Source organism: Streptomyces sp. NPDC059169, assembly GCF_042755225.1.
Taxonomy (GTDB): Bacteria; Actinomycetota; Actinomycetes; order Streptomycetales; family Streptomycetaceae; genus Streptomyces.
The window spans coordinates 34,715-46,657 of sequence record NZ_JBHZCF010000031.1 but is presented as its reverse complement, the minus strand read 5'-3'; the positions used below and the strand labels follow the sequence as shown (position 1 = coordinate 46,657).

Sequence of the window (11,943 nt, the reverse complement as noted above, 5' to 3'; positions counted from 1 at the left end):
CTGGAGCGAAGTGGGAGCCCGATGACATCCGCGACGACCTGCAGCAATACGTCGCCGACAAGCTCGCCGAGGACAGTGGTGTCCTGATCATCGACCTATGCCGAGCCCGCGACTATGCCGATCTGATGCCGGCTGGGTCATAGGATTGCTCGCGGTGCGGCAACTGGACCAGCGGAGAGGTGTTTGATGAGCCAGTACTTCTCGCTGGGGGACGTGACCCTGTGGAATCCATCGAACGGTGTGTCGGCGCTCTTCCTGGGTCAGACGGCGGTCTTTGCAGAGGTGCTTGGGCTGCCGTCGGGGATCGGCCCGATGGAAGAGGACGAGGCCGAAGTGGCTCCGGATTCTCTGGCATCGTTCGTCGGCGCCCTGCTCGCCTGGCGGGACGGCTCGAATCATGCCGTTTTGGAGGGGCTGTCTGACGGGTTCATCGCGACGATGCTTGTGTTGGCCGAACGGGCGGGTGCCGAGGTGCGCTGGCCAGGCAAGCCTGGTTCTGCCCAGGTTGGCCTGCACGATGTCCAGGTGGCTCCGGCAAAGGCTGGTTCCGGTGTCGGTTGGGCGGTCCGGGTTCGAGAGCAGGCTCGGCAGCTGGATCTCGCGATGGCGCGCTGAGAAGGCACTTCGGCATAGTCACAGGCCGTCGAGGAACGCGAGGATCTTGTCGCCAGGGCGGTAACGGCCCGGCTTCGCGCTGACCGGGGCGGCGAGCGACAGTGCTTTCTCCTTGATGGTCATGTCGGCGTGAACGTAGGCGTCGGTGGATCGGACGCCAGCGTGGCCGAGCCAGAGCGCGATGACCGTGGTGTCGACGCCGGCCTGCAGGAGTGACATCGCGCAGCTGTGTCGCAGGACGTGCGGGTGGATGCTCTTGTCGAGCAGGGACGGGCAGGCTTGCCCGGCGGTCTTGGCGTGGATGTTCAGGCGTTGGGCGACGGCATCGCGGCTGAGGCGTCGTCCGGTGCGAGTGCAGAACAAGGGGTCGCCGCAGTGTCCGGCGCGTTCGTTCAGCCAGGATCGCAGCAGATTCTGGACGGGGCGGTCGAGGGGGACCGTGCGCTGCTTGCGCCCCTTGCCCTCACAGCGGACAGAGGCACCATCGCCGAAGCTGATGTCGTCGCAGTTCAGGCCAGTGAGTTCGGAGACGCGCAGGCCGGCTTGGACGGCCAGCGCGAGCATGGCCTTGTCCCGTCGCCCCTCCCAGCGTTTCGGATCCGGTGCCGCCAGCAGCGCGTCGACCTCCGGGCCGGTCAGGAACATGACGGTCCTCTTGTCGAACTGCTTCGGCGGGATGTCCAGGACTCGCTGGATGATCAGGGCGTGTTCGGGGTGCTGGAGTGCTGCGTAGGAGAACAGGGAGCGGATCGCGGTCAGGCGGACGTTGCGGGTTCTGGTGCTGTTGCCGCGTTCGTCCTCCAGGTGGTTCAGGAACGCGGAGATCACGTCCGCGTTCAGGTCGTTCCAGTCCAGCTTCGCCGGGGTTGTTCCGGTCCGCTGCTGGACGAAGCCGAGCAGGAGGCGGATCGCGTCGCGGTAAGCGGCGATGGTGCGGGGGCTGGCCCGGCGCTGGCGGGCGAGCCGCTCGGTGAAGAACGCCTGCAGCGTGGGTGCGATCAGGGTCATGGGCGGGCCGCTCGCCGGACGCCGTCGCGGCGGGCCGCGGCCAGGGCAAGCAGTTCCGGGGCCGCCGACAAGTACCAGTATGTGCAGGCTGGTTCGCGGTGTCCCATATAGGTCGACAGGGACGGGATCTTCGCCTGGACGTTGTCCTCGGTGCGATACCAGTGCAGCAGGGTTCGGACGGCGAAGGTGTGCCGCAGTTCGTGAATTCGTGGCCGGTGCGGGGCGTCGAGGCCGACGCCGGCGGTGTCGACCAGGGCCCGGAACACCGGATGCACGCAGGCGTAGATCAGGCGTTTGCCGGTGAGAGAGATGAAGAACGCGGCGTCCTTGGGCCTGGGCATCAGGCCTTCGCGCAGCGTGTCGTACTCGCGCAGTGCGTTCGTGGTGCTGTCCTGCAGCGGAACCAGTCGGGACTTGCCGAACTTGGACTCGCGGATATGAAGCACCCCCTCGGTCCAGTCGACGTCGTCGCGGTCCAGCTTGATTGCCTCGCCGATGCGCAGGCCGGACGCCGCCAGCAGCCCGATCAGCGTGTGATAGGTCGCCGCCCGCAACGGCTGAGGAATCGTCTCTTTGGCCGCCGTCATGATCGCTGCGATGTCCGCGTCGGAGTAGAGGAAGATCTGGCCCCGGCGCTGGTTGTAGGGCACCAGTCCCAGCGGCGGCACCTCGGTCTCCGGGTCGATCCCGCTCAGGTAGCGGGTGAACCCGCGGACGGCGGTGATCCGGCGGGGACTGACGGTGGTGATCACCTCGGGCTCGCGGGTCTTCACCCAGTCCAGCGCGGCGGCGACGGTCACGGTCTGTTCGCCGCGGCTGTTCATGAAGCGCACGAAGTCCGGCAGCAGATAGGCCGCCTCGGCCATCTGGTGCCCCAGCGAGCGGCGAAGCCGCAGGTAGTCCTCGACGGCCTGGTGAAGATCGGTCATGCCGCCCCCATCCCGGGCCAGGGCTGGGCGACCGCGCGCAGGGCGATGAAGTCGACCTTCGCGTAGAGCGCGGTCGTCGCCAGGTCCTGGTGCCGGAGCACCTGCCCGATCGCGGTGAGCCCGGCGCCGTGTCGCAGCATGTCGGCGGCCAGGGCATGACGCAGCCGGTGCGGCCCGACCTTGAGCGTGCCAGCCCGGCGGCAGGCTCGTTCCACCACGTCGCCGACCAGGTCCGCTCGGATCGGACCGTGCGGAGCCTTGCAGGTCAGGAAGACATGGCGGGCATCCAGGCGAGGTCTTGGGCCGGTCAAATAGGCGACCAGGGCCTCGCCGACGTCGGCCGGGAGCGGGAGCCGGTCCTCACGGCGTCCCTTGCCGCGGACGACGATCTCGCCGCAGCGCCAGTCGATGTCGTCCAAGAGCAGCCGGGCCACCTCGATCGAGCGCAGCCCGAGCCTGGCCAGCAGCATCAAGATCGCGTAGTCGCGGACGCCGACCGCCCCTTGGCGCGGAGTGTGGTCCAGCAGCCGCTGAACGTCGCCGGCGGCCATCGTTGGCGGCACAGAGGCGAAGCGCCAGCCGCCCACCGGAGGCACCGCGCCTCCGAGCTTCATCGGGATGACGCCTTGCAAGTGAAGGAACCGCATTAGCGACCGCAGTTCGGCCACCCGTCCCTTCGCCGAACCCGCCGAGACCCTGGCGCACTCCCGCAGCAGGAACGCGTTCAGGTCCGCCCCGGTCAAGGCGTCCGGCGCGAACTGGCCTTCGGTCACAGCCTGTTCGGCCAGGAAGCGCCGGGCGGTGTTCCCATAGCGCAGCATCGTCGACGCCGACAGGCCACGCTCGGACTCCATCCAGCACCGGTACCGCTCCAGCAGAACATCCGCCGGCGATACCGCCACCTGCGGGGCCGGCACCTCCCCGGCTTCCCGCAGGAAAGTCAGCAGCGGGACCAGGCCGCGCGGCCCGGCCACCCGGCGGCGACCCGATTTCCGCAGGTCGGCGAGGTGCTGCTGCAACAACCCCTCGTCCAGATCGGCTGCATCGAGGCCCTGTCTCGATAGCCACTGACCGACCTGTCCCAGATCCTTGAGCATGTTCCTGGCGGTCAAGGTGGTGTACCCCCGCTCCGCCAACCACACCCGGTAGCCCTCGACCTGCGCGGTCAGGACACCCGCCTTCCGACGCGTACTCCCGAACGGCATCGCCGCCCCCTAGCGGGAGCACCCTGCCCCCTCGCCCACGAGGCTGCCCGGCACGGAAACTATGCAGAGCCCTGCACAGCCGAAACCCCACGAAGGAGCGGAACAGCACACAGCCTCGGCATAGTCGCGGTCTCGGCATAGGTCGATCTATGCGGATATCAGCATAGATCGACGACACCGGCTTCATCAAGAAGGGCACCACCTCGGCCGGGGTCCAGCGTCAGTATTCCGGAACCGCAGGCCGCACCGAGAACTGCCAGATCGGCGTCTTCGCCGCCTACGCCACGACCCTGGGCCGGGCCCTGGTCGACCGTGAGCTCTACCTCCCCAAGTCCTGGACCGAGGACCGTGAACGCTGCCGCACCGCAAAGGTTCCTGACGAGCGAGGGTTCGCCACCAAGGGCGAACTGGCCCGGCACATGGTGCTGCGGGCCCTCGCCTCGCCGCTGCCCATCGCCTGGGTCACCGCGGATTCCGCCTACGGACAGGACAACCGATTCCGTCGGCTGCTGGAACAGTCGGGCGCCGGCTACGTACTGGCCGTCCCCAAGTCCCAGTTCAGCGTGGGCTGTTCACGGATCGAGGACCTGTTCGCACAAGCCCCCGACGAGGCATGGGAGCAGATCTCCTGCGGCGACGGCGCGAAGGGACCCCGCATCTATCACTGGGCGGCGGTGCGACTGCCGCCCGTCGCCGAGTTCGACTACCAGGGCGAGGTCCCCCACCGGATGCGGTGGGCACTGGCCCGGCGCAGCATCAGCAGGCCCGACGAGATCGCCTACTACCTCGCCTACGCGCCCCTTCAGGTCACCGTCCAGGAGCTGGTGCGGGTCGCCGGAGCGCGCTGGGCGATCGAGGAGTGTTTCCAGGCCGCGAAGAACGAATGCGGCCTGGACCAGTACGAGGTCCGCCGCTACACGGGCTGGTATCGGCACATCACCCTGGCCATGCTCGCGCACGCCTTCCTGGCCGCCACGGCACACCAGGCCCGGGAAAAGGGGGCGCAACCAGTGGGGCGGTCGGGGTCGTCGAGCTCACAGTGGCGGAGGTTCGGCGACTCCTGGCAGCTTGTCGTCCCCGGCCCCCGCACCTGAGCGGACACCGCGGACGACACCACGCACTGAGCTGGTCGAACTGGCGCCGCAGACGCCAAGCAGTCGCCCGCCGCTGTCACTACCTGCGGCGTTGTCCCACGACCGAGGGGCGGTCTCCATGAGACCGCCCCCGCACGACCGAAGTCCCGCTACACTCCCGCCACCCAGCGAAAGACCAGATCAGACACCGAAATCCTGCTGGAGTACTAGGGCGCGGACGGCCCCGTGAGAAGGATCGCCTATTCGGCCGTCGGGTTTTCGATCATGTACAGGACTCCCGCGGCCAACCGGTTCAGACAGTTCGACTGCGCCTCGGCGTTCCACTGCTCCACCGCCGCCTGCCGCTGAGCGAAGCCGGGGTCACCCGCCCAGCCGTAGGGAAAGTGGCTCTCTCCCATGAGGCCGGTGAGGATCTCCGGGGTGACCTTGTCGATCTTCCTGCCCGCCCCCAGGTCCTGCAGGCCGCCTTCGGAGGCCGGCTGGAAGGCGTACGTACGGAAGTCGTCCTTCGTGCCGAAGCCGTCGTACCTGGCGCTCACTCCGACGGTGACACCGCCCGACTCGTCGAGCAGCAGAACCGGGAACCCCACCCACTCACCGACCTTGTCGCCGTACGCGTAGTGCCCTCCCCAGGTCATGTGACTGCCGATGAGGGTGTACTCGCGCTTGTTCGGTTTCAGCCACCACCACTTCCAGGCCCGCATGTGGGGGACCTCCGGCGTCGGGGGCGGCGTCCAGAAGGCGCGGGCGAGGCGAGAAGCCGGTGGGGTCGGCGCGGGCGGCTGCGGCTTGAGGGGGAGAGGGCGCAACGGCACTTCCGCGGCGCGTAACCGCGCGGCGCTCTCCCGGGCGAGTGCGTGGAACCGCTCGGTGAACTCGTCCTGCGCGGCTTCGACGGCGCGGGCCTTCTCCTCGCGCTGCCGTACCAAGTCGTTCTGCTCCTGGCGGAGTTGTTCAGCGGATGAGAAGAAATCGTCGGTGTCAGCCACGGTGACTCCTTTGCGGAGAAGGATGGGCGTTGGGGCCGGGAGAGGGAGAAACGGGTGTGCCATCCTCCCAGAGCGGGTGCTCGTCTGCGTCGGCCCAGCTCTTGAACGAGTCCCACCAGACGACCACGGGTGCCTCAGGCGCAGCCGGCTCATCCGCGCTGCCGAGCGCGTGGACGTTGTACAGAGCGAGATAGAGCAGGACGCAGGCGGCGACCACCTTGAACGAGACACCCGCGCAGGCCTGCATCACCCGCCCAAGGGCCTTGCCCGCGTTCGTGGTCCAGTCCGCGACGTTCTCCACCCACTCGCCGTACATCCTCAGGGCCAGTGGAATGCCTCGGCCCTGGCCGATGAACAGCAGGGTGCATCCGTATTCCGGAGCAAGCAGCACACTGCCCAGCAGGCGCGAGAGTTTGGCGCCCGTCCAGCCCGCCGCGCCATTCAGCGGCGCCACGACCTTGCGCAGCACGATCCAGATCACCACCGCCGAGGCGACCGTCAGCAGCGGAATCCGAATCGGGTAGACGAACCAGGAGAAGGCCTCGTCCCACACCTCCGCAAGGAGGTCGAAGATCTCGATCATCGTGCGTCGAATCCCGTCACTCGTCGTCGTGGCGGGATCTGTCCGCGTCGCCGCGCCTGCCGCCGTCCTCGTTCACCACGGTGTCCTCGACACCGCTGTCCCGCTCGCGCGCCCGCCGGTCGCGGCGCCGGGAGCGGTTCTCACCCAGCTGGCGCGGTACCTCGGCGCCCGCGGTGGGCAGTTGGGTGGCCGAGCTCGGCAGGATGTTGCGGAGCTGGTTGGCCAACTCGTTGAAGGCGTGAGCCCGCTCGTGCTCCTCACTGCCCTCGGCACCGGTGACGGCCTTGGCCATCTCCAGGTGGGCGAGCAGTGCGAGACGCTTGCTCTCCTGAAGGTCCCGGTAGAAGTCCATCGCCGTCTCAGGGTTCTGGACCAGCGCCTCGGCCATGAGGCCGATCTCGCCTTCCCTGATCACCTCGGCGGCGTTGCCGCGCTTCATGCCGCTCAGCGTGCCCGCGCGGGTGATTCCGGTGGCCTCGGCGTCGGGGCGGAGACTGCATGAGATCTCCAGGATCTCCAGCAGGCCGTCGCCGCTCTGCCCGGTGAACTGCTGCCGGGCCACCCAGGACTCCAGCTCACCCACCGCGTCCATTCCGTAGTCCCGGGCGGCGGCGGTCAGCTGGGGCACGATGCGGCGCTGCAACCAACGCTTCACGTCGAAAGGGTGCTTCTCGGCGGCCAGTTCGGCGTCGGAGACACACCAGTCGACCTCGATCGAGCCGTGGAAGCGCAGCCCCCTGTCGGCGCTGTCGAGTTCGACGTCGAAGCTCGTACCGCGATCCCTCAGGTCCACGATCCAGTACTGGCCTCTCGGCCGGAACCAGCCGATCCCCGAAGTGGGCAACTCTCCCTTGGGCAGGCGGCGAAGCTGCGTTCCCAGCATGACCACCGCGCACTCGCCGGCTCCGGGACGGGCGTGGTCCTCGATGTTGCGGGGACGGGTCATGGTGAAGGGACCTCGTACGGGTCCGTCGGTGATGGCCACACTGGCTCCTGTCGTCCATGACGCGTTGCTCAGCGCAGCGCGTCCTCGTGCCTCAGCGCAGCGCGTCCAGCTCTTGCAGAGCGAGTTGCGCGGTGTAGGAGGGAGCGGGCGGTTCATCGGCGAGCCGCCGCAGACGGTGGTGGAGTCGCTGGAAGTCGCTCTCGTTCACGACCAGTTCGTCCAGGAGGTCCAGCAGTGCTTCGCGGGACTCGCCGTACCGGTCGGCCTGCTTGATCCACGACTCCAGAACACGCAGTGCCTCGCCGGCCGTGGCGCGGTGCCCCAGCGCGTCCCGCCAGAGGTCGATCACGTCCTCGTCGATCTGCGCCGCTCCCCGGCGGTCGGGCCCCGACTGTCCGTACCGGTCGAACATCCAGAGCACTGAGGGCCAGTTGACCGCGTCAGGCCGGTCGTCGGCGCCGTGCAGCCGGCAGATCCGCAGGAATGCGCCCAGGAGTTGTCCGCGCGCGGGATCACCGGCGTCAGCCAGCCACGCGCCCATCGCCTCAAGGACGAGCGGGGCAAGACCGCTGGTGAAGGCGGCTGACAGCCCGACCCGGACCGCCCAGGCCACTCCGGTGTCCTTGGTGTCCAGCAGTTGGCCGAGTCCCTGGATCCCGGCCACCGGATGCACCGGGCTCACCGCGAGACCCCACGCGAGGGCGGCAGTCATACGGCGGTACCGCCCGGGTGCGGAGCTCCACGACTCCACCAACCCCAGGGCATGCGCGGCGACGGACGGATCCCGTACGGCCACGGACAAGGCGATCGCCGACGCCGCCCGGTCGCGGGGGTCCGAGGACAGCGCCCACGGCTGGAGCACTTCTTCAGCGATCTCGGCGAAGCTCTGGAGCGACAGCCGCCCCACGGAGACCGCTGCTCGCCGCCGGACCGCCGCGTCGGGGTCATGGACGAGTTCCGAGAGCCAGCGCAGTAGTTCGGCGCCGTCGTAGTCCTGCCACATGACATCGATGAGCGCCGGTGCGAGACCTCTGGCCGCGAAGTCCACGACCTCCGCCGGGCTGCTGCCGTAGCGGGTGTAGACGGTGGCCCTGGAGGTGACGGCCCGAACCGCGTCGAGCCGCTGCTTGCGGGTCACTTCGAGAAAGGCGCGTGGCCTGGCTCCTCCGTGAGCCGCTGCCTCGTACACCACATCGGCCAGACAGTGCGCCAGACGATTGACGGTGGCGTAGGGGAAGCCTCCGAAGAAGGCGACCCCGAGGGCCAGTTCGCGGTGCACCTCCTTGTTCTTGAGGAGTTCCTCGGCGTCGTGCCTGATGCGTACGGCGACCTGTGCCATGCATGCGGTGACGGTTGCCGACCCGTCAGCGGTCCTGGCCAGGTCGCGCGCGGTCTGCGCGATCTCCGCGGGCGTCGGACGCGTCGCGAGCCAGTCGGCCACCTCACCGTCGGCGAGCAGCGTGTCCGCGTGCGAGCGTCGGCCCGAGGACAGCCGGTAGAGCAGGTGACTCCGTAACAGCGCGCTTCTGTCGGGGGTTTCCCTCACGGCAACGGTCCACACGGCCGCGTCCACAGGCGCGGGGGAGCCGTCGTCAACGGTCAGTACGAGATACGCCCGCCGGTCGGCGAGAATCCGCGACAGCCGCGACAGGGCGAACCCGTTCAGGGCGCGGTCACCGGTTCCCTGTCCGGTCTCGAGCACGTAGGCGCAGCCGGGTTTGAGGTCGTCGGCCACGAGCGTGTCAGGGTCGGTTCCCGGGTGCAGGAAGCGGCACTGGCCGCGGGGCTCCAGGAGACTCACCGCAACCGCGGTGGCGAGGAACTGGCGGCCGGTGTGGCGCGGGCCCCGCAGAACGAGCACATGGTGTGCACGGAGCGTCTGCGTCGCCTGCTGCGCGCTCGACGGAGGAACGTAGACCTGTTCCATCTCCCTGAGTTCGACGTCGGTGAGGTGGTACCAGCTGGGCCGGCGGGCGGTACGTCCGTCCATGTTGAGGATGAACTGGTTGCCGCCGACGATCGACTCGGCCCGCACCCGGCGCTGGAATGTCATCGTGCCGGCGTTGTCGAACCGACCGACGTCGCTGTCGAGCGCGGAGCGCAGACGGTGCATTTCGTCCGGCTCGAAGTGCTCGTCGTGGGATCCGTCGGACTGGTCGCCGACGGCGCCCGGGCCCTGACTCGGGCTGTCGTCGTCCCCCGGTTCTTCGGCGGCTTGCAACCGCTCGGACGGGCTCACCGGATGTTCCACTGGGGACCGTTGACCACGTTCTTGGCCTTCACCGCGCCGTTGAAGGTGATGCCGCCGCCCACGCTCCGGTCGTCCGCCCGCCGGGGTGCGCCGTCGTCCGCGTCGCGGCGAGAGGGCTGGACGCTCTTGGTCTCCTGGGCGGGCTGTGACTCCCGAGGGTGACGGAGTTCCGGGCACAGCCACGCGGCCACCCGCGCGCCGCCCTTCACGGTCAGCTCCGTGGGCCCGAAGGCATCCGGATCGAGGTCTCCGTGTCCGTGCCGCACGGCGCCGTTCCAGATGTCCTCCGACACGGCCAGTACGTAGGGCGCTTCGCCCTCGGCCAGAGCCTCACGCAGTTCACCGGAGTCCAGCATGCCGTGCAGCAGGTTGACGGCGGCTCCGTCCGCGTCGTCGCCATCCTCGGTGGGGATCTGGTATCCCCCGTGCACGACCAGGCGCAGACCGAGTTGGAGGGCCTCCGAGGACTGCTTGTTGTGGCGCCGCAACAAGCTCGGCAGGCGCTCGGTGAGAGCTTCCACCACGGGAACCGGTGAGATGCCCGGAACGAAGTCGTATCGGCCGCCGTCACCGCGGCTGCGCAGAGCGTAGTGGTCCTTCACGATGCCCTGGGAGCGCAGGGCGTCTGCGATCACGTCGGTCTGTCTCGCACGCAGATGCGGCAGGACACTGTCGTCGCGGTTTTCCTGCGACGATCCCCGGATGTCCACGCCCAGCATGACGTGATGTACAGGTAAAAGTCGCAAAACTGTCACGCTGCTCGTCCCCCCAAAGTCAAGCGTCACAGGGCTTCCCCCCGTTGACACCTTGGACGAGCAGCTCCGACGCCGACATCCCGCATTTCAGGGTGGAATGTTTAGAGAGTAACCACCGTGACACGCTTTTCGCCAATAGTTCGTCAGATCATGTCCAGACGATCACCAGCAGTAGGCTTGCCAGCCCTCCACCTGCAGCCACCGCCCAGGTCAACGCCCTGCGGAATGCGGCGAACTTGAGTTCGGCCACGACGGCCAGGTCGACCGCGTGCTGCCACGCCTCCGCCCGCGCCTGCCCAGGATCCGCGGAAGGCTCCACGACGACGTCGCCGGTACCGCTCTTGCGCACCAGCGTCGGCCAGCCGTAACGGGTCGGGGCGCTCGTCACCGATCTCGGCGCCAGCGTGCGCAGCACGAACCAGACGGACACGACCATCGAGAGCACCACGACATGCGTCAGCCCGAGGATCAACGCCTCCCGTACCGAGCGCGGTGGCGCCATGGACCGCAAGGTGTCGGCCTGACTCAGCAACCCCGCCACTAGCACACCCATGCTCGCGGCGAGCAGGCCGGCCTTGGTGTCCGCCGAGACGATCCAGGCGCTCACCTGGTTGATCGCGAGTGTGGCGTCCGCACCCGGCTCGCAGTCATTCCCCATTGCTTCTCCCCCACTTCAGGCCTGGCATCTCGTAATGAGATCATCACCAAAGGTAGGGGCGCCCATGCTCCGACGGCACTGTCAATCCCCTGGTTTCGTAGAGACCTCTCCTATGCGGCCTGGCACCTCTGGTCGCTTTTCTTGCGTGCTTCGGTGATGGTCCGTTCGAACTCCTCCGGCGGCAGGCCGCCGGCCGCGCTGTGCCTGCGTCGCGGGTTGTAGAACCCGGTGATCCAAGTGGCGATCTTCAGGCGGGCCTCGGTGCGGCTGGCGAACTGGTGCCGGTGGATGTACTCGACCTTGATCAGCGAGTTGAACGACTCCGCGGCGGCATTGTCCAGCGCCGACCCCACCCGCCCCATGGACTGCACCACGCCCAAGCGGTCACACAGGGTGTTGTACACCTCTGACGTGTACTCACTTCCCCTGTCGCTGTGGAAGATCGTCCCGTCCCTTCGGCCGCCGCGCGTCGCGGTGGCCATCTTCAACGACGCCCCGACCAGGGCCGCGTCATGGTGCTCGCCCATGGCGTAGCCGAGGCAGCGGCGCGAGAACGCGTCGATGACCGTCGCCAGATAGATCTTGCCCTCACCGGTCTCGATCTCCGTCATATCGCCGTACCAGAGAACGTCCGGGGCCACCGCGTCGAAACGGCGATTCACCAGGTCAGGGGCAGCCTTCCGCTTGCCCTGCCGGGTCAGCGACCGCCGCCTGGGCGGCTTGCGGCCCTGCAGACCGAGCCCGGCCATGATCTCCGCGACCGTGTTCACCGACACCTGCCAGCCCTCCGCCCACAGGTCCAGGAATGACCTGCACCCTGTCCCGCCAGCAGGGACACCCCGGACCATACTTTCGAAGGCGCCCGAAGCGTCCCAACTCGCTGGCAACTGACCTGGGGCCGCATCTTGCA

Annotated in this window: 12 protein-coding genes; 2 read left to right on the top strand and 10 right to left on the bottom strand. The window is 68.2% G+C overall.

Annotated elements, in window-relative coordinates:
• The first annotated feature begins 186 nt into the window (after positions 1 to 186).
• Entirely contained in the window at positions 187 to 615 is a 429-nt protein-coding gene (locus ACFXOM_RS34960; protein WP_385041510.1) for a DUF6086 family protein, read from the top strand.
• Between the two features lie 18 nt (positions 616 to 633).
• Here the strand turns inward: ACFXOM_RS34960 and ACFXOM_RS34955 are convergent, their stop codons facing one another.
• Genes ACFXOM_RS34955 through ACFXOM_RS34945 form a run of 3 tightly spaced genes read right to left on the bottom strand, consistent with a single transcriptional unit; the run spans position 634 to position 3,757 of the window.
• A complete protein-coding gene (locus ACFXOM_RS34955; RefSeq protein WP_385041507.1) occupies positions 634 to 1,623 on the bottom strand; it encodes a tyrosine-type recombinase/integrase in 990 nt (329 codons plus the stop codon).
• A complete protein-coding gene (locus ACFXOM_RS34950; RefSeq protein WP_385041504.1) occupies positions 1,620 to 2,552 on the bottom strand; it encodes a tyrosine-type recombinase/integrase in 933 nt (310 codons plus the stop codon). The genes ACFXOM_RS34955 and ACFXOM_RS34950 overlap by 4 nt, the downstream gene beginning before the upstream one ends.
• The gene (locus ACFXOM_RS34945) at positions 2,549 to 3,757 is read right to left on the bottom strand and encodes a site-specific integrase (RefSeq protein WP_385041501.1); all 1,209 of its coding nucleotides are present in this window, start codon (positions 3,755 to 3,757) and stop codon (positions 2,549 to 2,551) included. The genes ACFXOM_RS34950 and ACFXOM_RS34945 overlap by 4 nt, the downstream gene beginning before the upstream one ends.
• Positions 3,758 to 3,924: 167 nt before the next feature.
• Here ACFXOM_RS34945 and ACFXOM_RS34940 point away from each other — a divergent pair, with 167 nt between their 5' ends.
• Complete coding sequence (locus ACFXOM_RS34940; RefSeq protein WP_385041513.1) at positions 3,925 to 4,851, top strand: IS701 family transposase; 927 nt, start codon at positions 3,925 to 3,927, stop codon at positions 4,849 to 4,851.
• A gap of 239 nt (positions 4,852 to 5,090) precedes the next feature.
• On the opposite strand, the gene ACFXOM_RS34935 is transcribed toward ACFXOM_RS34940, so the two are convergent.
• The 7 genes from ACFXOM_RS34935 to ACFXOM_RS34905 form a co-directional block, all read right to left on the bottom strand.
• On the bottom strand, positions 5,091 to 5,840 hold the full coding sequence (locus ACFXOM_RS34935) for a hypothetical protein (protein ID WP_385041498.1): 750 nt from the start codon (positions 5,838 to 5,840) through the stop codon (positions 5,091 to 5,093).
• Positions 5,833 to 6,423 (bottom strand): hypothetical protein, encoded by a 591-nt coding sequence (locus ACFXOM_RS34930; RefSeq protein ID WP_385041495.1) that lies wholly within the window; start codon positions 6,421 to 6,423, stop codon positions 5,833 to 5,835. The genes ACFXOM_RS34935 and ACFXOM_RS34930 overlap by 8 nt, the downstream gene beginning before the upstream one ends.
• 16 nt (positions 6,424 to 6,439) lie before the next feature.
• Positions 6,440 to 7,408, bottom strand: a complete 969-nt coding sequence (locus ACFXOM_RS34925; RefSeq protein WP_385041492.1) for a hypothetical protein — start codon at positions 7,406 to 7,408, stop codon at positions 6,440 to 6,442.
• A 52-nt stretch (positions 7,409 to 7,460) separates the two neighbouring features.
• Positions 7,461 to 9,608, bottom strand: a complete 2,148-nt coding sequence (locus ACFXOM_RS34920) for a hypothetical protein (protein ID WP_385041489.1) — start codon at positions 9,606 to 9,608, stop codon at positions 7,461 to 7,463.
• Positions 9,605 to 10,255 carry a hypothetical protein gene (locus tag ACFXOM_RS34915; RefSeq protein ID WP_385041486.1) on the bottom strand — a complete coding sequence of 217 codons (651 nt, stop codon included), beginning with the start codon at positions 10,253 to 10,255 and terminating at the stop codon, positions 9,605 to 9,607. The genes ACFXOM_RS34920 and ACFXOM_RS34915 overlap by 4 nt, the downstream gene beginning before the upstream one ends.
• A 268-nt stretch (positions 10,256 to 10,523) precedes the next feature.
• Complete coding sequence (locus tag ACFXOM_RS34910) at positions 10,524 to 11,033, bottom strand: hypothetical protein (protein ID WP_385041483.1); 510 nt, start codon at positions 11,031 to 11,033, stop codon at positions 10,524 to 10,526.
• A 110-nt stretch (positions 11,034 to 11,143) separates the two neighbouring features.
• Complete coding sequence (locus ACFXOM_RS34905; RefSeq protein ID WP_385041480.1) at positions 11,144 to 11,809, bottom strand: IS3 family transposase; 666 nt, start codon at positions 11,807 to 11,809, stop codon at positions 11,144 to 11,146.
• Between the last annotated feature and the right edge of the window lie 134 nt (positions 11,810 to 11,943).